The organism is Candidatus Aquiluna sp. IMCC13023 (assembly GCF_000257665.1).
Lineage (GTDB): Bacteria > Actinomycetota > Actinomycetes > Actinomycetales > Microbacteriaceae > Aquiluna.
In genome coordinates this window covers 225,218-251,452 of sequence record NZ_AJKR01000003.1, presented here as the reverse complement: position 1 = coordinate 251,452, position 26,235 = coordinate 225,218, and the positions used below count along the sequence as shown (strand labels likewise).

At 52.4% G+C, this 26,235-nt stretch carries 22 protein-coding genes, 1 tRNA gene and 1 other RNA gene; 9 read left to right on the top strand and 15 right to left on the bottom strand.

The features are described from left to right. Position 1: 1 nt before the first annotated feature. From IMCC13023_RS04980 to aceE, 4 genes are read right to left on the bottom strand one after another with little or no spacing between them, the layout of a single operon-like run. On the bottom strand, positions 2-1,000 hold the full coding sequence (locus IMCC13023_RS04980) for a beta-ketoacyl-ACP synthase III (protein ID WP_007541918.1): 999 nt from the start codon (positions 998-1,000) through the stop codon (positions 2-4). Continuing rightward, positions 997-1,896 (bottom strand): ACP S-malonyltransferase, encoded by a 900-nt coding sequence (locus IMCC13023_RS04975; RefSeq protein ID WP_249859721.1) that lies wholly within the window; start codon positions 1,894-1,896, stop codon positions 997-999. The genes IMCC13023_RS04980 and IMCC13023_RS04975 overlap by 4 nt, the downstream gene beginning before the upstream one ends. Then, the gene (locus IMCC13023_RS04970) at positions 1,893-3,083 is read right to left on the bottom strand and encodes a PucR family transcriptional regulator (protein ID WP_040325223.1); all 1,191 of its coding nucleotides are present in this window, start codon (positions 3,081-3,083) and stop codon (positions 1,893-1,895) included. Before IMCC13023_RS04970 ends, IMCC13023_RS04975 begins: the two co-directional genes overlap by 4 nt. Then, the gene (gene aceE / locus IMCC13023_RS04965) at positions 3,040-5,763 is read right to left on the bottom strand and encodes a pyruvate dehydrogenase (acetyl-transferring), homodimeric type (RefSeq protein WP_040325222.1); all 2,724 of its coding nucleotides are present in this window, start codon (positions 5,761-5,763) and stop codon (positions 3,040-3,042) included. The genes IMCC13023_RS04970 and aceE overlap by 44 nt, the downstream gene beginning before the upstream one ends. 133 nt (positions 5,764-5,896) lie before the next feature. Between aceE and IMCC13023_RS04960 the strand changes: the two genes are divergently transcribed. The 6 genes from IMCC13023_RS04960 to rnpB all read left to right on the top strand — a co-directional run bounded on the left by IMCC13023_RS04960 (position 5,897) and on the right by rnpB (position 9,537). Then, positions 5,897-6,355 (top strand): peroxiredoxin, encoded by a 459-nt coding sequence (locus tag IMCC13023_RS04960; protein ID WP_007541910.1) that lies wholly within the window; start codon positions 5,897-5,899, stop codon positions 6,353-6,355. A 30-nt stretch (positions 6,356-6,385) separates the two neighbouring features. Then, positions 6,386-6,458: transfer RNA gene (locus IMCC13023_RS04955), tRNA-Val, on the top strand. Between the two features lie 86 nt (positions 6,459-6,544). Further along, positions 6,545-7,348, top strand: a complete 804-nt coding sequence (locus tag IMCC13023_RS04950; RefSeq protein ID WP_040325221.1) for a Nif3-like dinuclear metal center hexameric protein — start codon at positions 6,545-6,547, stop codon at positions 7,346-7,348. After that, positions 7,345-8,061: a zinc ribbon domain-containing protein gene (locus IMCC13023_RS04945; protein ID WP_040325219.1), complete on the top strand. Its 717-nt coding sequence runs from the start codon at positions 7,345-7,347 to the stop codon at positions 8,059-8,061. The genes IMCC13023_RS04950 and IMCC13023_RS04945 overlap by 4 nt, the downstream gene beginning before the upstream one ends. A 12-nt stretch (positions 8,062-8,073) precedes the next feature. After that, positions 8,074-9,180 (top strand): histidine phosphatase family protein, encoded by a 1,107-nt coding sequence (locus IMCC13023_RS04940; protein ID WP_007541904.1) that lies wholly within the window; start codon positions 8,074-8,076, stop codon positions 9,178-9,180. Between the two features lie 14 nt (positions 9,181-9,194). Beyond that, positions 9,195-9,537: RNase P RNA component class A (gene rnpB, locus IMCC13023_RS07095), an RNA gene on the top strand. A 4-nt stretch (positions 9,538-9,541) separates the two neighbouring features. Here rnpB and ppgK read toward each other — a convergent pair. After that, positions 9,542-10,294 (bottom strand): polyphosphate--glucose phosphotransferase, encoded by a 753-nt coding sequence (gene ppgK, locus IMCC13023_RS04935; RefSeq protein WP_007541902.1) that lies wholly within the window; start codon positions 10,292-10,294, stop codon positions 9,542-9,544. Next, complete coding sequence (gene map / locus IMCC13023_RS04930) at positions 10,295-11,158, bottom strand: type I methionyl aminopeptidase (RefSeq protein ID WP_040325218.1); 864 nt, start codon at positions 11,156-11,158, stop codon at positions 10,295-10,297. 40 nt (positions 11,159-11,198) lie between these two features. Here map and IMCC13023_RS04925 point away from each other — a divergent pair, with 40 nt between their 5' ends. Next, positions 11,199-11,384 (top strand): hypothetical protein, encoded by a 186-nt coding sequence (locus IMCC13023_RS04925; RefSeq protein ID WP_007541897.1) that lies wholly within the window; start codon positions 11,199-11,201, stop codon positions 11,382-11,384. On the opposite strand, the gene panB is transcribed toward IMCC13023_RS04925, so the two are convergent. Then, positions 11,381-12,166, bottom strand: a complete 786-nt coding sequence (panB, locus tag IMCC13023_RS04920; RefSeq protein ID WP_007541895.1) for a 3-methyl-2-oxobutanoate hydroxymethyltransferase — start codon at positions 12,164-12,166, stop codon at positions 11,381-11,383. The two genes, IMCC13023_RS04925 and panB, sit on opposite strands and share 4 nt — an antisense overlap. Continuing rightward, positions 12,163-13,782, bottom strand: a complete 1,620-nt coding sequence (locus tag IMCC13023_RS04915) for an NAD+ synthase (protein ID WP_040325214.1) — start codon at positions 13,780-13,782, stop codon at positions 12,163-12,165. Before IMCC13023_RS04915 ends, panB begins: the two co-directional genes overlap by 4 nt. 34 nt (positions 13,783-13,816) lie before the next feature. Here IMCC13023_RS04915 and glnA (IMCC13023_RS04910) point away from each other — a divergent pair, with 34 nt between their 5' ends. Beyond that, positions 13,817-15,157 (top strand): type I glutamate--ammonia ligase, encoded by a 1,341-nt coding sequence (gene glnA, locus IMCC13023_RS04910; RefSeq protein WP_007541891.1) that lies wholly within the window; start codon positions 13,817-13,819, stop codon positions 15,155-15,157. After that, positions 15,158-18,043: a bifunctional [glutamine synthetase] adenylyltransferase/[glutamine synthetase]-adenylyl-L-tyrosine phosphorylase gene (locus IMCC13023_RS04905; RefSeq protein ID WP_007541889.1), complete on the top strand. Its 2,886-nt coding sequence runs from the start codon at positions 15,158-15,160 to the stop codon at positions 18,041-18,043. Positions 18,044-18,093: 50 nt separating this feature from the next. Here the strand turns inward: IMCC13023_RS04905 and glnA (IMCC13023_RS04900) are convergent, their stop codons facing one another. The 7 genes from glnA (IMCC13023_RS04900) to IMCC13023_RS04870 all read right to left on the bottom strand — a co-directional run bounded on the left by glnA (IMCC13023_RS04900) (position 18,094) and on the right by IMCC13023_RS04870 (position 26,235). Further along, positions 18,094-19,518, bottom strand: coding sequence for a type I glutamate--ammonia ligase (glnA, locus tag IMCC13023_RS04900; protein ID WP_007541887.1), 1,425 nt, complete (start codon positions 19,516-19,518; stop codon positions 18,094-18,096). A 77-nt stretch (positions 19,519-19,595) separates the two neighbouring features. Then, positions 19,596-20,294, bottom strand: a complete 699-nt coding sequence (locus IMCC13023_RS04895) for a DUF4191 domain-containing protein (RefSeq protein WP_007541885.1) — start codon at positions 20,292-20,294, stop codon at positions 19,596-19,598. Between the two features lie 14 nt (positions 20,295-20,308). After that, positions 20,309-21,301 (bottom strand): lipoyl synthase, encoded by a 993-nt coding sequence (gene lipA, locus IMCC13023_RS04890; RefSeq protein WP_007541883.1) that lies wholly within the window; start codon positions 21,299-21,301, stop codon positions 20,309-20,311. Beyond that, entirely contained in the window at positions 21,288-21,938 is a 651-nt protein-coding gene (gene lipB / locus IMCC13023_RS04885) for a lipoyl(octanoyl) transferase LipB (RefSeq protein ID WP_249859719.1), read from the bottom strand. Before lipB ends, lipA begins: the two co-directional genes overlap by 14 nt. Before the next feature lie 11 nt (positions 21,939-21,949). After that, the gene (locus tag IMCC13023_RS04880; protein ID WP_007541879.1) at positions 21,950-23,386 is read right to left on the bottom strand and encodes a 2-oxo acid dehydrogenase subunit E2; all 1,437 of its coding nucleotides are present in this window, start codon (positions 23,384-23,386) and stop codon (positions 21,950-21,952) included. A gap of 28 nt (positions 23,387-23,414) precedes the next feature. Further along, on the bottom strand, positions 23,415-24,788 hold the full coding sequence (lpdA, locus tag IMCC13023_RS04875; RefSeq protein WP_007541877.1) for a dihydrolipoyl dehydrogenase: 1,374 nt from the start codon (positions 24,786-24,788) through the stop codon (positions 23,415-23,417). Between the two features lie 43 nt (positions 24,789-24,831). Further along, entirely contained in the window at positions 24,832-26,235 is a 1,404-nt protein-coding gene (locus tag IMCC13023_RS04870) for a leucyl aminopeptidase (RefSeq protein ID WP_007541874.1), read from the bottom strand.

Below are 26,235 nucleotides of genomic sequence, written 5' to 3'. Positions count from 1 at the left end.
CTTATGGGAGTTCTACAACTTGGGCAGCGAAGGTGAGCCCCGCGCCGAAACCAATTTGAAGTGCAAATCCTCCGCTCGCAACCTTTTTTTCCTCGAGAATGCGGTGCATTGCAAGCGGAACGGAGGCAGCAGAGGTGTTTCCAGTTTCCACAATGTCCTTGGCTATCACCACGGTATCTGGAAGCTTCATCTGTTTTGCAAACTCATCTATTATTCGCAAGTTTGCTTGGTGCATGACCAGGGCGCTTAGATCGCTTGCTTCGATGCCGGCAGCATCAAGTGCCTGCTTGGCTACCTTTGACATCTCCCAAACGGCCCAGCGAAATACGGTCTGGCCTTCCTGCGTAAGAGTTGGCCATGGAGTTTTGCCGTCTCGGAAGTCCAGAATCGATCCGGTCATGCCAACCTTGTCCCAGCTTGAACCGTCAGCACCCCAAATCGTCCTTGAAATTCCAGGGTGATCGCTAGCGCCAACTATTGCGGCCCCGGCACCGTCGCCAAGAAGGAAGCTTATGGTTCTGTCAGTTGGGGATATAAAGTCTGAAAGCTTCTCGGCTCCAACTACCAGGACGTATTTGCATAATCCGGAACGAACTAGAGCATCGGCCTGGGCTATGCCGTAGCAGTAACCAGCGCAGGCTGCGGAAATGTCATAGGCCGCCGCGTCGTGGGCGCCAACTAGCTCCGACAGCAACGAAGCGCCAGAGGGGGTCTGATAGGGAAACGAAATGGTGGCCAAGATGACCGCGCCTATTTCGTTTGGGTCAACGCCGGATTTTGCTATTGCCTCTTTTGATGCCTCCACAGCCAAGTCCATCATGGACTGATCTTCGGCGGCTCTGGTCCTTGTTGCCACTCCGGTCCGCTGTCTAATCCACTCGTCCGACGAATCAATCGGGCCGGCTATGTCATCGTTGGTCACAACCTGATTTCCTCTTGCGGCGCCCAGAGCATAAATGCGGGTGTGGGCGACCGGAATGGATTCTTGGAGCTGTTTCATTTAGTAACCCTCTCGAAATCAGTTGGCACCTTCAAGGCTATCGGGTTCGCATTGGGGACCGCTCTTTTTACAAGTCCCGTCAGTGCTCCAGCAGGAGGTAACTCGACAAAATCGAGCTGCTCTTCTGGGAGGTTGGCCATGCACAAATCCCACCGAACCGGAGCTGTTACCTGGCTGACTAGCGAGTCAATAAAGATTTGTCCACTGCCACAGAGTTGACCATCGACGTTGCTCCAAAGCTTCATTATCGGATCTGTTACAGCTACTTTTCTAACTGCCTCGGCCAACTCCAGGCGAGCTGAATCCATGTAGCTGGTGTGGAAGGCACCTGCCACTTTGAGCTCAATGACTCGAGTTTTGGCTGGCGGCGAAGCAATGAGGGCGGCTATCTTGCTCTTGTCTCCTGCAGCGACTAGCTGGCCGGCACCATTATGGTTCGCTATCTCAAGCCCTATTTCTCCAACCGCAAGCATTACTTCGGCATGGTCTCCTCCTAGGATTGCCGCCATGCTTGTCGGATGCTCGGCAGCGGCCCTAGCCATGGAGCGCGCACGGATTGCCACAAGCCTGATAGCTTCCTCGTCCGAAATAACTCCGGCTATTGCGGCAGCTGCAAATTCGCCGACCGAGTGACCGAGAACGCCATCGACGGGGGAGTCACGAAACAATGTCCTGAAGGCGGCAATGGATGAAGCTACGATCAGCGGCTGGGCTATAGCCGTGTCCTTGATCTTGGCGTCGTCCGCTGTGGTGCCAAGGCTGACAAGGTCAAGGTCGCTTGCCGAGGATAATTTCTCAATCTCAGCCCGAAAGCCTGTGACCTCGGAGAGCCAGGGGTCAAGAAAACCAGCTGTTTGAGAACCTTGACCGGGACAGGCAACAATCCGCATCGTCATCTTCTAACTCCTGATTCGCTGTCGCTTATCGCCCCGAGTGCGAGGGCTATTTGCAGCATAAACGCGGATCTAGGATCAGTTGGGTTCTCAATAATAATTTCCTGTATTCGTTTTAGGCGATATCTGACTGTGTTTGCGTGCACGAACAATTGCTTTGAAGTTGCTTCCAAGGACCTGCCGCAATCGAGATAGGCCCGAAGGGTTGAAAGCAGGTCAGATTGCGAGTCAGCAAGAGGCGTGTAGTACTTATCTAGCATTGACTGCTTGGCTAGCGGGTCACCTGATAGCGCCCTTTCGGGCAACAGCTTATCAGCGTGGGTTGGGCGAGTAGGTGAGTCAACAGTAGCGGCGACAGCGAGAGCCGAAAGGGCGGCCTTAGCTGATTTTGAGGCATCGGAGACGCTCAAGACTGTCGGGCCAAGGACAAGTGGCCCGGATCCAAAGTATTGCTCTAACGCGCTGGCTGTTTCGTATATTTTGGCCTCTGCATCATTGGTTGGTTCCATAAGCCCAACTACAACAACCTGCCTTCGACCTTGAATTCCAACCAGTACGTCGGCGGCAAGTTTCCTGGCAGTTTTGCGAACACCATCGGGGTCTTCGCTTGATGGGGTGGAGCCGAGCAAAACAGCCACAGCCCCGTCCGCCTGCCACCCAAGTGCAGCAACGCGGGAGCTAATCTCCTGGGATGTTTCACCGCTAATTATTGAGTCGACAACTAATGCCTCTAGCCTTGCATCCCAGAGACCCCTGGCCTCCGCGGCTCGAGCGTACACATCAGCTGCACTAAAGGCTAAGTCCCTCGAGTATTTGAGAACCGCGGTGTGAAGGTCTGGGTGTTCTTTGAGAACAGTCTCCTCAACCATCTCCACGACAACTTGAATGACCTGAAGGGTCTCCTGGAGCGAAATTGATCGCAGAAGTTCTCTCGGTGCGCTACCAAACACGTCCGCTGCTACCCATGGCTGAGCCTTTGGGTCCTTGTACCAACTAATAAAGCTAGTGATGCCCGTTTGAGCAACACCGCCTATCGCCGCTCGTCGAACCGGCGGCATGTTTCGATACCAGGGCAGCGTCTCGTCGAGCCGAATTAAGGTAGCGGTTGCTAACTCTCCGGCTATGGAGTTCAGCCACGCAAGATGCTTAGGAGTCTCCACCGGCTGTCCCGCTTGTTCCAGCTGCAACATCGTGCAATCGGTACTTGTCAATCGCTAACTGAGGAACCGAGGGATCTATTTTCTGGTCCGCAACTAATTGTTCCAGCACTCTCACGGCGATCGAAGGACCGTCAATCTTGAAGTACCTTCTTGCAGCAGCTCGTGTATCGGAGAAACCGAAGCCGTCGGCTCCTAGAGTGGCGTAGTCTCCAGAGATCCAAGGCCTGATCATGTCGGGTACTGAGTGCATAAAGTCGCTGACTCCAAGGGTTGGACCTTCGGAGTCTGCTAACTTGCCTGTCAGGTACGGCATCGTTGGGTCGTTGTTGGGATACAGGAACTTTTGCTCGTCCGATGCTAGTCCGTCTTTGCGCAGCTCAGTCCAGCTGGTGACTGACCAAACATCTGCTGAGACGCCCCACTCAAGCAATAGCTGTTGGGCCTCAAGCGCCCACGGGATTGCCACTCCGGATGCAAGAATCTTCGCTTTATGGCCTGATGCTGCATTGTTGCCCACGAGGTGTATTCCCTTGACGATGCCATCGACATCAACATTCTCAGGTTCCGCAGGTTGCAGTGCGGGTTCGTTATAGACGGTTATGTAATACATGACGTTTGGATCCGGGTGTTCGCCACCGTACATGCGTTCGATTCCAGTTCGAACAATGTGTGCCATTTCGTAACCGTAGGCAGGATCGTAGCTAATAACAGCGGGGTTTGTGCTTGCCAACACCGGTGAGTGACCATCGGCATGCTGCAGGCCTTCACCGGTCAGCGTCGTGCGCCCAGCAGTGGCGCCAATCATGAAGCCTCTGACCATCTGATCGCCAGCCAGCCAGATTGCATCGGCTGTCCTCTGGAATCCGAACATTGAATAAAAGACGTAGAACGGAATAATCGGTTCTCCGTGGGTTGAGTAACTCGAACCAGCCGCGGTAAATGCGGCAAGCGAGCCTGCCTCATTGATTCCGGTGTGCAGTATCTGGCCGTTGGTGGCTTCTTTATAGCTCAAGAGTTGCTCGCGGTCGACAGACAGATAATTCTGGCCGTTTGGATTGTAGATCTTCGCTGTTGGGAAAAAAGCATCCATTCCAAAAGTTCGGGCCTCATCCGGGATGATCATGGAAATACGCTCCCCGATCCCGTCTGCTTTGAGAAGATCTTTGAGCATTCTCACGAAGGACATAGTGGTTGCTATCTCCTGGCTGCCCGATCCCTTGCGGGGAGAGGCGTAAGCCTTATCGGTTGGCAATTCGAAGTTTACGTACTTGCTTCTACGTTCAGGCAGGTAACCTCCGAGCTCTTTTCGACGCTCGTGCATGTATTGGATTTCTGGTGCATCTCTGCCGGGGTGGTAGTAGGGAGGCTGATATGGATCTGACTCGAGTTGCGCGTCGGTTATAGGAACACGCATTTCATCCCTGAAGTCCTTGAGATTCTGGAGAGTTAGCTTTTTCATCTGATGGGTGGCGTTGCGGCCTTCGAAGCTCTTGCCCAGACCATAGCCCTTCACGGTTTTGGTAATGATTACCGTTGGTTGACCCTTGTGCTCCGTTGCGGCCTTGTATGCGGCGTAGATTTTTTTGTAATCGTGTCCTCCGCGCTTCAAACCCCAAATCTGGTCGTCTGTCATGTCTCCGACCATGTTGGCTGTTCGTGGGTCTCTGCCAAAGAAGTTTTCTCTGACGAACGCTCCGGATTCGGCCTTATAAGTCTGGTAATCACCATCTGGGGTTTGGTTCATTAGGTCAACGAGTGCGCCGTCGCTGTCTTGCTGGAGCAAGGGGTCCCACTCCCGGCCCCAGATAACCTTTATGACATTCCAGCCGGCGCCTCGGAAGAAGCTTTCCAATTCTTGAATAATCTTGCCATTACCTCGAACCGGACCATCTAGTCGCTGCAGATTTGCGTTCACTACGAAGGTGAGGTTGTCCAGGCTGTCATTCGCAGCAAGCTGCAAAGCGCCCCTTGATTCAACCTCGTCGAGCTCGCCGTCTCCCAAGAACGCCCAAACATGTTGTTCGCTGGTGTCTTTAAAGCCACGCCCCTGCAGGTAGCGGTTGAATTGTGCCTGGTAAATGGCATTGATGGGTCCAAGCCCCATTGACACGGTCGGGAATTCCCAGAATTCTGGCAAAAGCCTTGGGTGTGGATAGGAAGGTAGTCCTCCTCCGGCTTGAGATTTTTCTTGTCTGAAGGCGTCTAGTCTTTCCGCACTGAGTCTGTCCTCGAGAAATGCGCGAGCATACGGTCCCGGTGAGGCGTGGCCTTGGATAAAAATTTGGTCGGCTCCGGCGGGGTGGTCGTGACCCTTGAAAAAGTGGTTGAAACCGACTTCGTAGAGCGAAGCGCTTGAGGCAAAAGACGAGATGTGTCCGCCGACGGCTATGCCAGGTCGCTGAGCTCGGTGCACCATGATGGCGGAGTTCCAGCGCATCCAAGCGCGATAGGTGCGCTCTATCTGTTCGTCTCCAGGGAAGTCTGGCTCGTCCTCAGGAGAAATGGTGTTTATGTAATCGGTGGTTGGGATTAGAGGGACATTCAGTTGCAGATCGTGCGATCTACGCAACAGGGATTGCATGATCTCTCTTGCACGACCTCGACCGTGAGCCCTAGTGAGGGCATCCAGCGATTCAAGCCATTCCGCTGTCTCTTGTGGATCGCGGTCCGGGGATGGCGGGACGTATGCATCTTGGTTGTTATGCGACACTGAAGCCTCTTTTCGTGGCCTGGGTTCCTTGTGCTCTTGTGTGAGCGTCTAAAGTCTACATAGGACTTAGAAATCTGTCCGACACCCTGTCTGTTTTCGGGGTGATGAGTTCAAAAAGTAAAGGAAATAAAAAATGTCACTTTCTGTCGGGGACAAAGCCCCAGATTTCTCTCTCACCAATCAGTTCGGTGAGGTCGTATCGCTGAGCGATTTTGAAGGTAAAAAGCCGGTGGTACTTGTTTTTTATCCACTATCTTTTTCGGGCACTTGCACCGAAGAACTCTGTGAGCTGAGAGACAACTTGTCCACCTTTGAATCAGCGGAGGTTGAGCTGCTTGCCATCTCAGTTGACAACAAATTCACACAGGCAAAATTCGCCGAAGATCAGGGGTATAAGTTCCAGCTGTTGGCAGATTTCTGGCCGCACGGTTTCGTCACCAAGCTGTACGACGTATTCCTGGAGGACCGCGGGCATGCCACTCGTGGGACCTTTGTGATTGCTAAGTCCGGCGAACTAGTTGCGAAATTCATTACCTCACCAGGGGAGCCCAGAGATCTTGATTCTTACAAAAAGGCACTTGAGCTTCTATAAGCTAACCGATTGGTAGTAAGATTTCGCGAGGGGCCTTTAGCTCAGTTGGTAGAGCGCCACGTTTACACCGTGGATGTCATCGGTTCGAGCCCGGTAGGGCCCACTCGAACGGCTTGGTCGCGATTTCGCGGCACTAAGAGCCAGAAGCGCGGCGTAAATCACGAAGCACTAAATTGATTGGCTGAAGACATGGAAAAACTCTCCTCTCTTGTCAACCACTTCAATGAACTCTGGCCTGAATCTGAGATTGCCGACTGGGATCGTTCCGGGTTGATGATCGGCGATCTTTCTTCGAAGATACAAACTGTGTTTCTGACTGTTGACGTAACAATGGATGTCCTAATTCATGCCAAGGACAGTGGCGCCAATCTTGTTTTGGCGCATCACCCGATGTTCCTAAAAGGCGCTCATACTCTGCGGGAGGATTTAGCAAAGGGCGCAGAGGCAGCATTTGCCATCAAAAATGACCTGGCTGTTTTTTCGGCTCACACTAACGCTGATTTTGTCTCTAACGGAGTTTCCCAGACTTTGGCCAAGGCGCTTGGCTTGGGTTCCCTTGATTTCCTAGATCCAGATACTAAACAGGGGGTTACTGGAACCCTCGGGAAACCGACCACATTATTGGAATTTGCGCGAGCGGCTGCCAGAGTTTTACCTTCAGTTGCTCAGGGCATAAAGATTTCAGGGGACTCAGATCGTTTAATCTCCAGAGTCGGCTTGGTCGCTGGTGCCGGCGACAGCTATTTGAACATTGCTCAAGACGCCAATTTGGACCTTTTCATCACCTCTGATCTCAGGCACCACCCTTCTCAAGATTTCGTCGAGCAGGGCAAATTAAATGGCGGCCCAGCCCTGATGGACATCGCGCACTGGGCAGCGGAATGGTTGTGGCTTGAGGCAGCTCAAAAGCAGCTCAGTGATAAGTTTGGCTCTGTTAGCTTTGTCGTCAGTGACTTGTCGACCGACCCTTGGGATTTTGTGGTGATGCAATGAAAATAGATCCGAGTCAACTGCCGGTCCTGATGGTCTTCAATCAGCAGGTGTTTCAAATTCGCAAGCTCGAGGCAGAGGCCTCAAAGATTGCCGCCGGGGAAGCGTCGGAGAGCATTCGCGAAGCGCTCTTACTTTTGAGCGCTCAGGCGAGCCAAATGCTGAGTGACCACGAAGAAATAGAGCGAGACTTACGGCGCTCGGAAGCTGATCTTGAGCTAGTAGAAGCTCGTATTGCTAAGGATGAGCAGCGGCTTACTCAGTCTTCCGACGCAAAGACAATCACGGGTATTCAGCATGAGCTAGTGACACTTGGAAAACGCAAGGGCGAACTCGAGGAAGCGCAGCTGCTTCAAATGGAGCGGGTCGAAGATTCAAAGGCTCTCCAGCACGAGACCCAGGTCAGCCGCGAGGCCCTTCAGAATGACCTTCGAGTAGCTACCGATGAGGCGAATAGATCTTTGGCAAGAGTCACTCTTGAGCTGTCCGATCTTCGTGGGCAAACTGATAAGAACCGGTCTTCGATCGATTCCGGCCTTGTTGAGTTATTTGAAAGATTGAGTAAACGTGGCTCTGCTATTGGGTCGCTGCGCGGTTCAACCTGCGGAGCCTGCAACATGAATCTAACCTCAACGGCTCTGGGTGCCATTCGCGCGATTGCCCATGACGAGCTGGCAACTTGCCCTGAGTGCAGCGCCATCTTGGTTCGAGAGTGACCTGATTCCAAAATGATTTTTGTCTACTGCGATGGAGCGTCACGGGGCAACCCCGGCCCGGCATCCTATGGCGTCCATATTGAGGATGAGTCGGGTAGCACGATTGCCGACTTCGGCGAGGCCCTTGGGAACCAAACAAATAACTACGCCGAATATCAGGGCGTTATTGCCGCACTCAGGTTCTTGACAACTACAGACCACCGTTTGGTGACCATAAGACTTGATTCAAAATTGGTTGTTGAGCAGCTAAGTGGTCGTTGGAAGGTAAAGAGCCCTGAGATCAGGGAGCTGGTTTTCGAGGCCAGTCAATTACTTGGCGCCTTCGACGTGAAGCTCGAGTGGATCCCACGGGATAAAAACACCTTTGCGGACGCCAACGCAAATAAGGCTTTGGATGAGGGTGACTTTCATGGCGAAGAGGCGGATCTTCCGCTGTCTGCCGCACAGCCAAGAAGTATTCGAGCACCTAGGCAAAAAATAGAGCCGACAACCCTCGTAGTTATAAGGCATGGCAGCACGAATAGCACTGCAGCAAATCTGATTGCGGGCGGTGACGGTGAGGATATAGGGCTAAGTGAAAAAGGCCTCAAGGAGGCAAAGCTGTCTGCCGCCGCGGTTTCACCGCTGCTGAAGTTTTTTGACCTTCCGCCGGTGACATCAATAATCAACTCGCCTATGAAGCGGACCACACAGACTGCTGAGGCTCTTTCCGGGATCGAAGGCGTCACGCTTTTTCCGGATGAGCGGCTTAGAGAAATCGCCTTCGGGGAGTGGGATGGCATGTCCATGGACTCAATGGAGATTGAGTCACCAGAGGTGGCAAAGTGGCGAGCATCAACCAGCCAAAGACCTCCAGGGGGAGAGTCGATCCAGGATCTCGAAGAACGCGTTTCAGAACTTGTGTCTGAAGCGGTTCTCGATAATCAGGGCCGCACCGTGGTCCTGGTTACGCACATGATGCCCTCTAGGGTGATTGCCAAGTTGGCGCAACGATCTGCGGATTCAACTTACTGGAACGTAAATTTTGCACCGGGGGGCATAAGTGTTTATCGGTTCTTTGGTACTGGTTTCGTAGAAACATTCACCATCAACTCTTGCGCCCATCTGATTCAGGGCTAGTCTTGGTTGCGAGATGGGTCGGCTGGACGGTCGCGGCATTGCCGAGGAACGTCCGGGCTCCAAAGAGCACGGTGGTGGGTAACGCCCACCTGGGGTAACCCAAGAGATAGTGCAACAGAAAGTAAACCGCCCCCTAGGGGGTAAGGGTGAAACGGTGGTGTAAGAGACCACCAGCGGATTAGGAGACTAGTTCGGCTAGGTAAACCTCACCGGGAGCAAGACCAAGTAAGAAGACGCTAAGGACTGCTCGTTTAGTCTTCGGGTAGGTCGCTAGAGCCACTTAGCAATTTGTGGCCGAGATAGATGGCCGTCAGTGCTTAGGCATTACAGAACCCGGCGTATCGGCCGACCCATCTCACTTTTATAAATACTGCACAGCCATGGCCGCAGCGCCAATGATCCCAGCCGCATTCTTGGTCTCAGCAGGGACCATTCGAGTTCTTACTTTTATGAAGGGAAAAAACTCCTCGTGAGACTTGCTTGCTCCACCACCGACAATAAATAGGTCCGGGCTAAATAGTGTTTCCATGTGCGAGAAGAACGTCTCTAGTCGCTTACCCCACTGTTCCTGTGATATCTCGTCTCGCTGAAACGCTCCGTAGGATGCGTAGCTCTCAATGTCGATGTATTCACCAATATCCAGATGTCCAAATTCAGTGTTGGGCACCAGTGTCTTGTCGACAAAGAGGGCCGAGCCAATTCCGGTGCCAAGCGTCACCAGGATTGTAACGCCGCTTGCATTTCGTCCAGCGCCGTATGTCATTTCAGCAACCCCGGCAGCGTCGGCATCATTTAGCAAGTGGACTTTTCTGTTCAAGACGTTTGAAAGTAAGTCTTCGGCATCAAAATCAATCCAGTTGTTACTGATGTTGGCTGCCGATCTTGAAATGCCGTGAGTTACAACTGCCGGAATGCAAACACCAACCAGGGCATCAGAGGGAGCCTCAATTTGGTTTAGGAGTTCTTTGCAAGTTGCTGCAACCGAGTCCGGCTCTCCGCCTTCGGGAGTTGGAATACGTACCCTTGTGGAGGCAAGCTCTCCGGTTGAGGTGTCAACCAATGCGGCCTTAATCCCGGTTCCACCTACATCAATACCCACTGCGATGGTTGTCATTTAGATCTCCGTAAGTATTTCTGGACCGGCCTCGGTAATCAAAATCGTATGCTCGAATTGCGCAGAGAATTTTTTATCCTTGGTTGTGATTGTCCAGCCGTCATCCCACATGTCCCAATCTTGAGAGCCGAGGGTAAGCATAGGCTCAATTGTGAAAATCATTCCTGGCTCAATTAGGTCCGTGTACAAAGGTTCGTCGTAGTGCGGAATTATCAAGCCGGTGTGAAAACTGGTTCCAACACCGTGACCGGTAAAGTCACGCACAACTCCGTAGTTGAATCTTTTGGCATAGCTCTCAATAGCTCGACCAATGATGTTGACTTCTCTTCCCGGAATTGCGGCCTTTATGCCGCGCAGCATGGCTTCACGAGTGCGCTCTACAAGCAGCTTGACTTCCTCGGACGCCTGCCCTGCAATCACGGTTCCATTGTTATCGCCGTGGACACCGTTTAGGTAAGCGGTGATATCAATGTTTACAAGGTCACCGTCTTCGATAATGGTGTCATCCGGTATGCCATGGCAAATCACTTCGTTCAATGAACTGCACAGAGACTTTGGAAATCCACGATAGCCAAGGGTTGAAGGGTACGCCCCGTGATCTATAAGGAATTCGTGACCTATCCGGTCCAGCTGATCCGTTGTAACGCCCGGCTTGACGGCGGCAAGAACTGTTTGTAGCGCTTGAGCGGCGAGCTTGCTAGCTTCGCGAATTTTTTGAATAGTCTCTTCGTCGTATTTGTCGCCACCTATGTGCTTGGCGGGGCCACTCTTTCCAACGTACTCTGGTTTGGCTATGTTTGAGGGTACGGTTCGTGGTTTAGATATTTTCCCGGGGACAAGACTCGAGTTGCTCGCTTTTGGCATTTATCCAGTCTATTTTTGAATTAGCAATTTAGGAGGCACATTGTCCGATAAGCCCGAATTCTGGTTTAATCTCAAAACTCAACTAGTCGAAATAGGACCGCAGTCGCTCTCGCTTGATCGGATCGGACCTTTTCCGGATCTTGAGAGTGCGAAAGCTGGTCCTGAGGCAATTATTGCCCGTGCCAAAGCGCTTAGAGAAGAAGACAGAAAAGAGTGGGAAGACTAAAACTGCTGATCAGCGGCAGGAAAGCTGCCATTCTGGACTTCTGAGCGGTACTGCGTTGCTGCAGCCTGCAGCGACTCTCGAAGGTTGAGGTATTTCTTTGCAAATTTCGGTGATCTCTCACCCAATCCGGCGAAATCTTGCCAGACCAGTATCTGTCCGTCGCACTCAGATCCGGCGCCGATGCCGATCGTGGGAATCTCCAGGGCCACAGAAATCTCTTTAGCCAATGCTGCGGGAATCATTTCCAGCACGATTGCGAAGGCGCCGGCTTTTTGGATCGCAAGGCACTCAGCCATAAGGCGATCTGCATTTTCCTGGTCTCTGCCTTGAACCTTGTAGCCAGCTAGTCCATGCAGTGTCTGCGGCGTGAAACCCACGTGTCCCATCACGGGGATGCCGTTGTCGACGATCCTAGAAATCTGCTCCAGCTTTGCTCCTTCGAGCTTCACGGCCGCAGCACCAGTTTCCTTCATCGCTCGAATAGAGGTTATGAGCGCTTGCTCAGCACTGACTTCGTAACTACCAAAGGGCAAGTCAATGACCACAAGAGAGTTAGTGGCGCTACTCGCAACTGCCTTTCCAAATGGGATCATTTCTTCAAGAGTGATTGGGGCCGTGCCCTGATTAGCCAGCACGTTATCGCTTGCCGAGTCTCCAACCAATAAAACCTCTATGCCCGCGGCATCAAAAATGCTTGCGGTGTGCATGTCGTAGCTGGTGAGCGCTGCGAAACGAACGCCCTTATTTTTTAGCTCCGTGAGCGTGCTAGTTCTGATTTTCATAGTTCGGTAAACCTCGTTGTGATTGGGACCCTGCGTCCAGAACCAAATGCGATCGTAGTAGTTTTTGTGCCGATCGCACCTTGAGAGCGCTTCCATTCTGAGGCTCTCACCATGCTCTCGATCTTCTCGGCCAGCTGGCGTGGATGACCGCTGGCAACAACTTGTTCAATCGTTGCTGATTGCTCTATTAGCAGCGCCAAAATCCGATCAAGTGTTTCGTAGTCAGGCAATGAGTCGGTGTCAATTTGGTCGGGACGCAGTTCTGCACTCGGCTCTTTGGTTATTGAATTTTCGGGAATCGTTTCGCCGTTTCCACGGGAATTTAGCCACGATGAAACCTTCCAAACATCGGTCTTGAAAAGGTCCTTGATGGGCGCGAATCCGCCCGCGCTGTCGCCATACATTGTTGAGTATCCAACCGCGATCTCTGACTTGTTCCCGGTCGATAAAAGAAGTGCGTTGTCAGTGTTGGAAATGCCCATTAGTAGTACTGCTCGGATTCTTGCCTGCAGGTTCTCTCCGGCCAAGGCGCTGAATTGAAGCGATGATTCAAAGGCTTTATGGACTGGGTCGATAGGTATCTCTCGCATTTCAATCGAAAGGTTGGCCGCTAATTTTTCAGCATCTGTTATCGAGTGAGCCGATGAGAAACGAGAGGGCAAGGCAACGCCGATGACATTCTTTGCACCTACTGCCTCGACTGCGATGGCGGCGGATAGTGCGGAGTCAATTCCACCACTTAGACCCAGCACCAATTTTGTTTGGTTTGTCTTTCTGCAGTAGTCGCGTAGCCCGGCAACTAGGACTTTCCAAAGTGTCGACATTTCGCCGCTCTCTAAAGGCTCTAGGTCATCTGACTGTTCGTAATAGCAGCCTTCCTCGAATTCAGCCCGCTGCACTTCGGTGCCGTTTGCGTCAACTAGAAAGCTTCCGCCGTCAAAAACCAGTTCGTCTTGTCCGCCGGACAGATTGGCGTATGCCACTGCGAAACCATCTTGAAATTGCCTGACAGCTGCTCGCCTCTCTGATGCTTTGTCGCGAGTATACGGAGAGCCGTTTGGAACAATCAGAAGTTCAACGCCTGCTCTTTTGAGGGCAGCAGGTCTGGTTGAGGTTTGATCCCATATGTCTTCACAAATGGCTATTGCGCATTTGGTTCCGTTCGCATCAAAAATAAGCTCTTGGTTGCCGGGAACGAAGTTTCGCCAGTCGTCGAATACGTCATAGTTGGGCAGTACTTGCTTGTGATAGGTGCCTATCAGCTGGCCAGCGTGAATAACGCTAGCTGAGTTGTGGGCTATTGCCTTGGAGGACTGAATATGCGTTGCCTTGGAAGTGGCTAAAGTCGCGTGGCCCACTACAAAGTAAAGGTTTGAAAACTTAGGTGCGCTAGAAGCTTCGACGAGCTTCAACAGTGCAGTTTCGGAACGATGAATTACGTCTTCGCGATAACTCAAGTCGCCAAGTGGATAGCCTGAAATCGCAAGCTCTCCTGATATCAGCACGTCGACTTCGCCTGCGGCAACTTCGGCACATTTCATTAGTTGTTCGAGGTTATGCGCAACGTCACCCACCACGGGGTTCGTCTGGGCAAAAGCCACTTTTATTGACGTCACAACCGATAGCCTATTACCAGTGTCAGGAGGAAATATGGACAAGCAGCAAGAGTTTGTGTTAAGAACCATTGAAGAGCGCGGTGTTAAGTTCATCCGGCTCTGGTTTACCGACGTTGCCGGGTCTCTGAAATCGGTGGCTGTGGCCCCGGCAGAGATAGAGGGTGCTTTTGCAGAGGGCATAGGTTTTGATGGTTCCTCCATTGAGGGACTCGCTAGGAACTCTGAAGCTGACATGTTGGCATTACCAGATCCTGCTACTTTCCAGATTCTTCCTTGGAGAGGGACAGTCGATCCTGCTGCACGCATGTTCTGCGACATCGCGACCCCAGATGGACAGCCGGCAGCGGCCGATCCTCGAAATGTTCTGCGCAGGACGCTGGCCAAGGCTGCATCCATGGGCTTTAGTTTTTATGTTCACCCGGAAATTGAGTTTTATCTTTTGAAGTCGAGCAGCGTAGACGCGTCTGGAGAACCTGTTCCAGTTGATAACGCTGGTTATTTTGACAACGTGCCTGGAGGCACGGCGCATGACTTTAGAAGAAGAGCCGTAACCATGCTCGAGCAGCTTGGTATCTCGGTTGAATTCTCCCACCACGAGGGTGGCCCAGGTCAGAACGAAATTGACTTGAGATATGCTGACGCACTCACGATGGCCGACAACATAATGACTTTCCGAACTGTGATCAAAGAGGTGGCTATCGAGCAGGGCGTTTATGCGACCTTCATGCCTAAGCCCTTCACTAACCACCCCGGCTCTGGAATGCACACTCACTTTTCGCTATTTGAGGGGGATAAGAACGCGTTCTTCGATCCTGCCGCCGAGTACCACCTGTCTAACACCGCGAGGCAGTTTATGGCCGGAATTCTTCGTCATGCTCCAGAGATAACTCTGGTTACCAATCAGTATGTCAATAGCTATAAGAGGCTATGGGGCGGTGGAGAGGCACCTAGCTACGTCAGCTGGGGTCACAACAACAGAAGCGCTCTAGTTCGTGTACCGCTTCATAAGCCGGAGAAGGCTCAGAGTACGAGAATTGAGTACCGAGCAATGGATTCTGCGGCTAACCCATATCTTGCGTATTCGCTGCTCCTGGCTGCTGGACTAAAAGGCATAGAAAATGAATACGAGCTAGAGGACGAGACCGAGCAGGATGTTTGGACTCTTTCTTATCAAGAGCGAAGAGCAATGGGCATCGAGGCTCTTCCTCAGTCACTCGACCACGCAATTAGAAAGCTAGAGGATTCCGAACTTGCGGCTGAAGTCCTAGGGGAGTCGGTGTTCAACTTTGTGCTTGCAAATAAGCGCAACGAATGGGCTGACTATCGTGCTCAGGTGACTCCGTATGAGATTGATCAAAACCTCAAAACCCTCTAAATGGTTATCGGCAGAGTCGCTTCTCTAAGTGACATAGTTCGACTGGGGTTCGAGTCGCTGAGCGTTGCCAAGGACAACTTGGTAGAGCTAGAGACGGTTCTTGGATCAAGTTACCAGAGTTGCATATCCGCATTTGAAACTTCCGCATCACCGGACAGGGCTTTGGCTCATCTTCTGGAGCTTGCAAAGAATCACCCGAAGCAGACACTTGAGGCGCTTTCTAGCTCGTCAGGTCCTAAGCGATTGATGGCTATCCTCGGTGCATCAGACGGTTTGGCCGACTATCTGACTCGTCATCCTGATGAGTTGTCACTATTTGGTAGCGCCCAGTCGTTGCCATCACACTTTTCCCTCAATGCCGATTCCAGACTTGATCTTCGGGTGGCCTATCGCAGAGAGCTTCTAGCTATAGCTGATTGGGATTTGGGGCTGTCAGACCCTGCTGAGAATGTCGTCGAAGTGACTAGTGCCTTGAGTAGGCTTGCCGATGCGGCCTTGGAAGCAGGGTTATCCGTCGCAAGGTCTGAGCTCATTTCAGACGGCAGAATTTCTCAAGAGAAATCGGACAACACTCGATTAGCGATTATCGCTATGGGCAAGACCGGTGCCGATGAGTTGAACTATGTCAGCGACGTTGATGTTATTTATGTTGGTGATGGCCCAGAGGAGTATGCGATCGCGACTGCTACTCAAGTAGCCCAGCGGTTGGGCTTGGTTATCAACGAGGCAGCTGCTGAGCCCGGGCTCTGGGAAGTTGATCCAAATCTTAGACCCGAGGGCAAAAACGGAGCGCTCGTTAGATCCGTGACTGCTCATTCGGCACACTATGCAAAATGGGCTGAACCTTGGGAGTTCCAGGCATTATTGAAGGCGAGGTTCGCGGCGGGTGATCAAGACCTTGGCAATCAATATCTTTTAGAAGTAAAGCCCCAAATATGGGGAGATAGAGAGCGATCAAATCTGGTCCAGCACGCCAGACAAATGCGCAAGCGCGTCATAGACCAAATTCCAATGGAGGAAAAAGAGCTCAACATCAAGTTGGGCCGCGGCGGACTGCGCGATGTCGAATTTACCGTTCAGCTTTTGCAGCTCGTCCACGGAGTGGTTGATGAAACCCTTCGAGAAGAGGGCACATTTCCGGCAATTAACGCACTGGCTAATGCTGGGCTTTTGGGTCGAGACGACGCCCTGGCGCTGCAAAAGCAATACAGCCTGCTTCGGGTTATCGAGCACAGACTTCAGCTTGCAAAGCTTCGCAGGACTCACCTAGTCCCAAGTGACGCTTCGGACCTCAGACGAATTGCTCGCGGCGTCAATCCACGTTTGAGTGCCGATGGCCTGAGGGAGATGTGGCTGAATAGCCGCCAGGAGGTGGCAAGTCTCCACGACACTATCTTCTTCCGACCATTGTTGGCTGCCACCGCCGCACTCTCACCCGGAGAGATATCTCTGACAGCCAGCGAGACTGAGAGCCGGCTTGTCTCTCTTGGGTTTACCGACCCAAAGGGTGCCATGAGGCATCTTCGCGCCCTAAGCCAGGGTATGTCACGTGGCGCTACCATCCAACGCTCCATTCTTCCGGTGCTGTTGCGCTGGATGGCCGAGGGTATGAATCCCGATGGGGCGTTGCTCAGCTTTAGAAGGCTCAGTGAATTGTTGGGGGACAAGCACTGGTTCCTAAAGATGCTCCGAGACTCTTCAGGGGCTGCTGAGCGGCTAATGCAAGCTCTGTCTAACTCTGTTTACATCTCCAGGCTGCTCGAGTACACCCCGGAATCAACGGCGTGGTTTGCAGATGAATCGAAGCTTCAATCTACTGACAGAGATTCCTTAGAGGCCGAAGTCAAATCATTCTTGGCAAGGAACTTGGGGTTCGAAAAAGCCGCCGAGGGACTAAAGTTCATCCGGCGCAGGGAAGTGCTGAGGATTGCGATTGGCGCCACTCTTGGGAATCTGGAAATCTCTCAGATTTCGAGGGCTCTGAGCGAGGTCACTGAGATTTATCTAGGGTCAATGCTTCTGGTCGCTTCGCGGAAGTCCAGCATTGATTTGGACGTAAGCATCGTTGCCATGGGTCGCCTCGGTGGTCAGGAGCTCGGTTTCGGTTCGGATGCCGACGTGATGCTTGTCTACAAAGACGATGATCCAAAGGCTCAGAGTAAGGCCGAGACCCTCACCGGCGACTTTATAGCCTTGGTTAAAGATTCAATTCTAGAGTTTGAGCTTGATCTGGATCTGCGACCGGAAGGAAAAAACGGCCCTCGGATAAAATCTCTCAGCGCCTACGAGGGTTACTACGAGAAATGGGCGGAAACCTGGGAGTTTCAAGCTCTCCTCCGAGCACGGCCCATGTTCGGCTCTCAAGGCCTCAGGGATTCATTCACAGGTCTAATTGATAGATTTCGCTACCCCGAGGAGCTATCGAATAAGCAGCTTGTATCGATTCGGCTAGTCAAGGCTCGGGTGGAAAACGAGAGGCTCCCCAAGGGCATCGACGCGAACAGGCATTTGAAGCTCGGGCCCGGTGCAATAAGCGACGTCGAATGGCTTGTTCAGTTAATGCAGCTTAGATATGCCGGTAACCATCCGGAGCTTAGACGTCTGAGCACGCTTGGCACTCTGGCTTTTCTAGTCACGCTTGGTCATGTAGGTGCCGCTGATTCGCGGGTGTTAGAAGATGCTTGGATCATGGCCAGCAGAGTGCGCAGTGCTCAGGTCCTTGCCCTAGATAAGGCGTCAGACGAGCTGCCAATTGACCGCTACAAGCTCGAGGCGATAGCAAGAGTTTTGGAGTTTGAGCCGGGTTCAGCCACCGATCTCGAAGAGCGTTACCTTGCGGTCACGAGGCGCTCAAGAGCGGTATTTCAGAAGCTGTTTTTGGAATAGAAAAAGCCGGGTAGAAAACCTACCCGGCTTTTATCTAGTTGACGTATGTCCTAAACGCCGTAGTAAAGCTCGAACTCGTAAGGGTGAGGTCGCTGGGCCATTGGCTTTAGCTCCTTCTCACGCTTGTAGTCGATCCAGTTTTCAATCAGATCCTTTGTGAAGACGTTGCCCTCCATCAGGTACTCGTGATCTTCTTCGAGCGCCTTCAAAACCGACTCCAAGTCTCCAGGGACCTGAGGGATCATCTTGGCTTCCTCTGGAGGAAGCTCGTAGAGGTCCTTGTCCACCGGCTCATGAGGTTCGATGCGGTTCTTGATTCCATCAAGGCCAGCCATAAGCTGAGCGGCAAATGCCAAGTATGGGTTTCCAGAACTATCCGGAGCCCTAAACTCGATGCGCTTTGCCTTGGGGTTTGAACCGGTCATTGGGATACGAATTGCTGCAGATCGGTTTCCAGCGGAGTACACAAGGTTTACTGGGGCTTCAAAGCCAGGAACCAAGCGGTGATAAGAGTTGATAGATGGGTTCGTGAAGGCAAGCAAGCTTGGTGCGTGCTTCAAAATTCCACCGATGTACCAACGGGCAAGATCGGAAAGAGATCCGTAACCAGTCTCGTCGTAGAACAACGGCTTGCCGTCTTTCCACAGCGACTGGTGAACGTGCATGCCAGATCCATTGTCGTTGAACAATGGCTTTGGCATAAAGGTTGCGGTCTTACCGTACTGGTGCGCAACGTTCTTCACGATGTACTTAAACTTTAGAAGGTCATCAGCGGACTTGACCAGCGTGTCAAAGCGATAGTTGATCTCGCACTGTCCGGCAGTTCCAACCTCGTGGTGGCTTCGCTCAACGCTCAGTCCCGCATCCTCTAGCTCCAACACAATTGCGTCGCGAATGTCAGCCAAGTGGTCGACGGGGGAGACAGGGAAGTAACCACCCTTATAAGGGGTCTTGTTTCCTAGGTTTCCGCCCTCTTCTTTCCTAGCGGAGTTCCAAGCGCCTTCGATTGAGTCAACGATGTGGAAGGCGGTGTTCGACTTCACTTCGTAACGAACGTCGTCAAAGATAAAAAACTCAGCTTCAGGGGCAAAGAATGCCGTGTCAGCTATGCCGGTGGACTGCAAGTAGCGTTCTGCTTTATGTGCAACCTGACGCGGGTCGCGGTGGTAAAGCTCGCCGTTTCTTGGGTTGTAAATGTCAAAGTTCATTATCAGAGTCTTCTCGACTCGGAATGGGTCTTCCCACGCTGTTGTGACATCTGGAATCAACTGCATGTCACTCTCGTGAATGGATGCGAAGCCACGAATTGAGGAGGCATCAAACAGCTGTCCAATTGCAAAAAACTCTTCATCAATCTGTGAAACTGGCAGGTTAAAGTGCTGTTGCACTCCCGGCATGTCAGTAAACCGAACGTCCACGAACTTGATGTTGTGTTCCTTGATGTACTGCAGTGCCTCTGAGGCTGTTTTGAACATTGAGGTACCTCTCTTGGGTGATTAGGGTATTTCTACTTACTCATGGGTAAAACTAACGAGTCAATGTTTCAGAAATGTTAAACTTTGCGCTTTGGAGCTCTAACTCGGTTGGGGTCAATCCCCTTTGGAATCGGAACCGAGGCGTGAGCACCCAAAGCGTCAAGTCTGTTTGAAACTGCGGTTACTTCGCCACGACTTAGGGACTTGGGAAGCTTGTAGACATGCTTTAGTAATCGATAAATTCGAACTCCGGAGTCGTCAACGGTCACTTTAACCTTGTGGACCGCTGCGCCAGGAGCTGACCTTAGAACTTTCCTTGCTTCATCGTCAAGCATTTGCTGAACTCGGGCTGATGAACCTTCAGAAATAAGAACTACTCCCGGGCGACCGATCATGCGATAGATCGCCTCTCTTGTCTTGGCGTTCACTGCCACCGGCATAGAGGAAGTTCTCCAGCCACGCTTGATCTGTGAGTCTAGGACCGCGCCTACGGCACCTGCTTGACCTTCGATTTGCATGTAGGCGTTCTTCTCGGCCTTCTTGCTCATAACGATCATGGAAAATAGAACGCCCGTTATCAGGCCGGAAAGGCCCCACAACACCAATGTGAAAACATTTCCGTCTCCGGTTACAAAGCCAACCGCTAAGCCGACCGCAATGGACAGCAGCAGTACTAGTGCCGCAAGCCATGCTGAGGACGGGTCAGATTTGGCCGTCGTTTTATAAACGCGCCACAGCTGCCTGAAGCGTCCTGGAGGTTTCTTGTCTTTAGCCACGGTCAATAGTTTACTCAGGCAACCGCGCTTGCTTGCGCAAACTCGACTTTGTCGGCTAGATGCTTGAGTTCTTCTGGAATTTCGCGGCCCTTGGCCATCATTGACTTGGCCCATAGTCTGCCCGCACGATAACTCGAGCGCACCAACGGGCCGGCTAGTACTCCTAGGTAACCGATTTCTTCAGCGGCCTGAGAAAGCTCAACGAATTCCTGTGGCTTCACCCATCGCTCAACCGGGTGATGCCGTGGTGAAGGCCTTAGGTATTGGGTGATTGTGATGATGTCTGTTCCGGCATCGTGTAGGTCCTGAAGAGCCTGAAGCACCTCTGGTATTTCCTCGCCCATGCCCAGGATCAGGTTGGACTTGGTAACCATTCCAGCTGCACGGCCCTGGCTAAGAACATCCAGTGAACGGTCATAGGTGAATGCCGGCCTGATCCTCTTGAAAATTCTTGGCACTGTCTCGACGTTGTGAGCGAAGACCTGTGGGTTGGTATCGAATACTTTTTGCAGTAGCTCTGGCCTACCTGAGAAGTCCGGTATGAGTATTTCAACGCCCGTTCCAGGTGACTGCTTCTTAATCTGACGTATTGTTTCGGCGTAAAGCCAGGCACCTTCGTCGGGAAGGTCATCACGAGCAACCCCGGTAACGGTCGCGTAGCGGAGATTCATTTGCTTCACTGAAGAGCCGACTCTACGTGGCTCATCCGCATCGAAAGCCGCTGGCTTTCCGGTGTCTATTTGGCAGAAGTCACACCTTCTGGTGCACTGGCTTCCGCCAATGAGGAACGTTGCTTCTCGGTCTTCCCAGCATTCAAAAATGTTTGGGCAGCCGGCTTCCTGGCACACAGTGTGGAGCTCTTTTTCCTTAACAAGACTTTGCAGTTTTTGATACTCGGGCCCCATTTTGGCCGTGGTTCTGATCCACTCTGGTTTTCGCTCGATGGGCACCTCGCTGTTTCGAACTTCAAGTCGGAGCAGTTTTCGCTCTGGTTTAGCTTCTGACATTCGGTATTTCTCCCATCTGCTGCTCTACAAGCGTAGCTGCTTGAGCTGGAGAGATATCAATTCCAGCAAGTTTGGACAAAGTTGTGGCCTTCGCATCGTCAATACCGCATGCAATTATGTGTTCGAAGGGCTCAAGCGAGTTGTTGCAGTTGAGTGCGAAGCCGTGCATTGTTACTTTCTCGCTAACCCGAATCCCGATTGACGCAAGTTTTTGAAAACCGTCTTCGGTGTTTACCCAAACACCGGTTCGACCCTCGACGCGTTCGCCAATTACACCAAACTCGGCTGCGACTCCTATTAGAACCTCCTCCAACCATCGGACGTATCCGACGACATCAATTGGTTGAGGCAGGTGCATTATCGGGTAGCCAATTAGTTGCCCTGGCCCGTGCCAAGTTATTTTCCCACCACGGTTAGTTTCGATAAATTCGGAGCCATCATTCGGCAGCTCGTGTTCTTCGGTTCGCTTGCCAGCCGTGTAGACGGCCTTGTGCTCAAGAAGAAGCACTGTGTTTGGCCTTAGGTTAGCGGCCACATCGGCGTGAGTTTTTAGCTGTATCTCCATGCCTGCGCGGTAATCAACAAAGTTGGGGTCTAAACCAACTCTTTCAAATTGAGGCATTACTAAGGAGCTCACCCATCTTTATGCTACAGGCCGAGATTGGCTTCAAATTTGCCAGCCTCAAGCCGTATCTTTACCTGCATTAGGAAGCGGGAGGCGTCTGCGCCGTCAATAATCCTGTGGTCATAGCTAAGGGCTAAGTAGACCATTGAACGGATGCCAATAGCATCATTGCCATCGGCGTCCTTGACTACCGCTGCGCGCTTCGTGACGATGCCGGTTCCCAGAATTGCTGACTGAGGTAAGAAGACAACTGGTGTGTCAAATAGTGCTCCACGGCTACCGGTGTTTGTGAGGGTGAAGGTTCCTCCGGAAAGTTCATCTGGAGTGAGCTTGTTGCTTCTGGTGCGCTCAGCCATGTCGGCAATTGCCTGAGCCATTGTGGAGATTGACATGTGTGCCGCGTCCTTTAGAACCGGAGTCAGCAACCCTCTTTCAGTGTCAACAGCAAACGAGATGTTATCTGAGCCGTGATAAACAATGTTTGTGTCCTCCACGGTGGCGTTGATGATTGGATTAGCCGCTAGAGCCTCTGCAGCTGCGAGCGTAAAGAATGGCATAAACGAGAGCTTTGTTCCTGCCTTTTGAGTGAACTCAGCTTGTACACGCTGTCTCATTTCGGCGATCTTGGTAACGTCAACTTCAACGACCGATGTCAGCTGAGCGCTCTGTTGCATGGAAGCAACCGCTCGCTCAGAAAGTACTTTTCTGAGTCTTGACATTGGAACTGTGGTTCCACGAAGCGGGGATGCTTCGGCTGGCGCGTGAGCAGCAGCTGGAGCGGTCTTCGAGGTTGCTGCGGTTAGATCTTCTTTTCTAATGCGACCGCCAACCCCGGATCCGCGAATGGTTCCTAGGTCGATCCCCATTTCCGCTGCTAGCTTTCGGACGATGGGCGTGACATAGTTCGGGTCGCTTGAAGTTTCCTCGTTTGCAGCCACTGGAGCTGTTGCGACCGGCGCTGCAGGAGCTGCAGGAGCTGCAGGCGCAACAGGCGCTGGAGCGACAGGTGCCGCCTGTTCGGTGGCTACGGGTGCGGTTACCGGAGGAGTTGCTACTGGAGCAACTGGAGCTACAGGAGCCGCAGGTGCTGCGGCTACAGGGGCAGGGGGAGTAACAGGAGCGGCAGCTACTGGTGGAGTTGCTACTGGAGCAACAGGAGCGGCTTCAACCGGCGCGGCCGCGGCCTCAGGAGCAGCGGGGGCAGTTTCGGCAGGGGCAGCCGAGGCAGCCTCACCGACGATCGCGAGGACGGCGCCTACCGCAACGGTCTCGTCTTCTTGGACCATGATTTGAGTGAGGGTGCCAGCGAATGGTGATGGGATCTCGGTGTCTACTTTGTCAGTAGAAACCTCAACAAGCGGTTCATCAACGGCCACTGAGTCGCCGATGTTCTTCAGCCATCGTGTGACTGTGCCTTCGGTGACGGATTCTCCCAATGCCGGAAGGATTACTTCGCTCATCTTGGATACCTATCTCTACTGTTCTTAGTTATGCGTGGGCGTGAAGAGGTTTGCCGGCTAGAGCGAGGTGTGCCTCGCCGATAGCTTCGTTCATTGTTGGGTGAGCGTGGATAAGCGGTGCAACATCTTCTGGGTAAGCCTCCCAGTTGATAATTAGCTGTGCCTCGCCAATCTGCTCGCCTGCTCTTGAGCCGATCATGTGGAAGCCGATAACTGGACCGTCTACCTCGCGAATCAGTTTTATGACGCCTGCAGTCCCAAGGATGTTGCTCTTGCCGTTACCGGCCAGGTTGTATTCGTAAATCGAAATCTTATCCGCACCGAACTTCTCTTTTGCTTGCGCCTCGGTTAGTCCCACGGATGCAATTTCAGGTTCGCAGTAGGTCACACGGGGAATTCCCATTTCGTCGACTACCAATGGCTTTAGGCCAGCAATTTCCTCGGCCACGAAAATTCCCTGCATGAAACCTCGGTGAGCAAGCTGCAGTCCAGGTGTCATGTCACCGACTGCATAAACTCCCGGCAGGTTTGTCTGGAGTCGTTCGTTGGTCAGAACAAATCCACGATCCATGGTTACGCCCTGCTCTTCGAATCCGAAGCCTGTGGCATTTGGTCCGCGACCGACGGCCACCAGAAGAAGGTCAGCGGCTACGCTGTCTCCGTTTTCCAGAGTGACTACAACGCCGTTGTCATCCTGGGTCACTTGGCTGAACTTGTTTCCAAGTTTTAGCTCCATACCGCGCTTCTTATAAGCACGCTCTAGACCCTTGCTCATAGCGGGGTCTTCGTTGGGCACTAGTCGGTCAAAGCCTTCAATGATTGTCACTTCAGCTCCGAACGACCTCCAAATGGAAGCGAATTCGACACCAATCACGCCACCGCCGAGGATTGCAACCTTGTTCGGAACCCAATCCATTTGCAGGGCCTGGTCGCTTGTGATTACTCGACCCGTGATTTCGACGCCTAGGGTCTTAATCAGTGAACCTGTGGCAAGAAGAACATTGGTTCCGGTGTAAACCTCGGTACCAACGGTGATCGATTTAGGTCCGGTTAGGTGACCTTCTCCTTGTACTGAGGTTATGTTCTTTGAACCCACTAGCCCGGTCAAGCCCTTGTAGAGCTTGTCAACGATGGAATCCCGGTACTTATTTACCTGAACCATGTCGATGCTCTGGAAAGTGGCATTCACTCCGTAGTGTGCGGCCTCTTTAGTGGTGTCGGCTACTTCGGCTGAGTGCAACAGTGCTTTGGTTGGAATGCAACCGCGGTGAAGGCAGGTACCACCGAGTTTGTCTCGTTCGATGAGAGCTACTGATAGCCCAAGTTGAGCTGCACGAAGGGCGGCCGCATAGCCACCGCTTCCGCTACCAAGGATTACAAGGTCAAAATTATTCTCTGCCATAAAAAACTCCAAAAAACGCGGCTTGTGAAGACAAGTCTAGTACTTAGCGCAAGCTCAAGTTCTTGGCCATTTGCACGAGTGTGCGAATGGCAACCCCCGAGGCACCCTTGGGGGTAGATGCAAACGGACCACCGTCATTATTTGCTGGGCCGGCAATGTCCAAGTGCGCCCAAGATGCCTCTGGTTTTACAAACTCACTTAGGAACCAGCCGGCGATAAGCATCCCACCGGCCCGGTTTCCAATCTTCACGTTTGTCAGATCTGCAATGTCGGAATCTAGTAGGGGCCTCAGTTCAGCAGGCAATGGCATCTCCCACATCAGCTCGTCCGCTTCGACAGCCGCCGCTTGAATAAGATTTACCGCTTCACCGTGGCCCATTACACCCGCATATCTGTTCCCGAGGGCAATCGTTGCAGCTCCAGTCAAAGTGGCGACATCAACGATATGGTCAACGTTCATTTCGGTCAGAATTGATAGGCCATCCGCCATTACCAGCCTGCCCTCAGCGTCGGTGTTCAACACTTCTACAGTTTTGCCATTTCTCATGGTCAGCACATCGCCGGGCCTGGTTGCTTGGCCGGATGGCATGTTTTCAGCAACGCAGAGTATGGCCGTTACGTCCAGGGCCAACTTTTGCTCTGCAATTGCAAGTACGGCGGCCATCACTGTTGCAGCACCTGCCATGTCGTATTTCATCCCGACCATTGATTCCGGTGGCTTCAATGAAAGTCCGCCGGTATCAAAGGTGATTCCCTTACCAACCAATCCAAGGTGCTGCCCACCGCCGCGATACTTCATTTTTATAAGTCTGGGCGGCCGCTCCGAACCTTTTCCGACTCCCAAGATTCCACCGCAATTTTCCTTGGCCAGCCTTGCTTCATCCCAGACCTCTATCTCAATCGGAAGTCCGGTGCTTGCGGTAATGCAAATCTCCGCGAGTTTCTCGGGCCATAGGTCGTTGGCCGGTGTGTTGATTATCTGCCGTGCTTGAACAATTTTGCTAGCAAGGTTCAGGGATTGAGACAGGTCCAATCCAAGGTGCTGTTCGTTTACTACAAGCTCGATTGCTAGTAACTCAGACGTGGATTTTTTGTATTCTGAAGGAGTGTCCATACCTAGAAGGCAACCCTCGGCGGCCAGCAGGACCTCTTCCGTTGTTGCCTTTGTCAAATCAATGCTCAGGTAAGAAACCCCTTTTGAGGCTCTTACGGCAGCGGCAGCGAAGCTTCGGTAATTAACCGCATCTCCACAACCGATTACCGACAAGACAACATCGTCTCCGGGCAGTCGAGCAGAGTGGTCTAATTTCGCGGACCCTCCGTATCGAAGCACTGCATCCGGGAGCCCGGAGACTGCCCAGTCGGATTCGGAATTTCCGCTTGTTTTGGGGACCGCTAGGTGTGTGAATTTACTGGTTCTGATGGCACTCAATGTGATGTTTTGCAT

Bases quoted from the DNA above. Each gene is read 5' to 3' on its own strand.
- IMCC13023_RS04950 (WP_040325221.1), top strand. From the start codon at position 6,545: ATGGAAAAACTCTCCTCTCTTGTCAACCACTTCAATGAACTCTGGCCT.
- panB (WP_007541895.1), bottom strand. From the start codon at position 12,166: ATGAAAATCAGAACTAGCACGCTCACGGAGCTAAAAAATAAGGGCGTT.
- IMCC13023_RS04970 (WP_040325223.1), bottom strand. From the start codon at position 3,083: ATGTTGCAGCTGGAACAAGCGGGACAGCCGGTGGAGACTCCTAAGCAT.
- glnA (WP_007541887.1), bottom strand. From the start codon at position 19,518: ATGTTCAAAACAGCCTCAGAGGCACTGCAGTACATCAAGGAACACAAC.
- IMCC13023_RS04945 (WP_040325219.1), top strand. From the start codon at position 7,345: ATGAAAATAGATCCGAGTCAACTGCCGGTCCTGATGGTCTTCAATCAG.
- lipA (WP_007541883.1), bottom strand. From the start codon at position 21,301: ATGTCAGAAGCTAAACCAGAGCGAAAACTGCTCCGACTTGAAGTTCGA.
- IMCC13023_RS04905 (WP_007541889.1), top strand. From the start codon at position 15,158: ATGGTTATCGGCAGAGTCGCTTCTCTAAGTGACATAGTTCGACTGGGG.
- map (WP_040325218.1), bottom strand. From the start codon at position 11,158: ATGCCAAAAGCGAGCAACTCGAGTCTTGTCCCCGGGAAAATATCTAAA.
- IMCC13023_RS04975 (WP_249859721.1), bottom strand. From the start codon at position 1,896: ATGACGATGCGGATTGTTGCCTGTCCCGGTCAAGGTTCTCAAACAGCT.
- IMCC13023_RS04960 (WP_007541910.1), top strand. From the start codon at position 5,897: ATGTCACTTTCTGTCGGGGACAAAGCCCCAGATTTCTCTCTCACCAAT.
- IMCC13023_RS04880 (WP_007541879.1), bottom strand. From the start codon at position 23,386: ATGAGCGAAGTAATCCTTCCGGCATTGGGAGAATCCGTCACCGAAGGC.
- IMCC13023_RS04940 (WP_007541904.1), top strand. From the start codon at position 8,074: ATGATTTTTGTCTACTGCGATGGAGCGTCACGGGGCAACCCCGGCCCG.
- ppgK (WP_007541902.1), bottom strand. From the start codon at position 10,294: ATGACAACCATCGCAGTGGGTATTGATGTAGGTGGAACCGGGATTAAG.
- glnA (WP_007541891.1), top strand. From the start codon at position 13,817: ATGGACAAGCAGCAAGAGTTTGTGTTAAGAACCATTGAAGAGCGCGGT.
- IMCC13023_RS04870 (WP_007541874.1), bottom strand. From the start codon at position 26,235: ATGCAAAACATCACATTGAGTGCCATCAGAACCAGTAAATTCACACAC.
- lpdA (WP_007541877.1), bottom strand. From the start codon at position 24,788: ATGGCAGAGAATAATTTTGACCTTGTAATCCTTGGTAGCGGAAGCGGT.
- IMCC13023_RS04980 (WP_007541918.1), bottom strand. From the start codon at position 1,000: ATGAAACAGCTCCAAGAATCCATTCCGGTCGCCCACACCCGCATTTAT.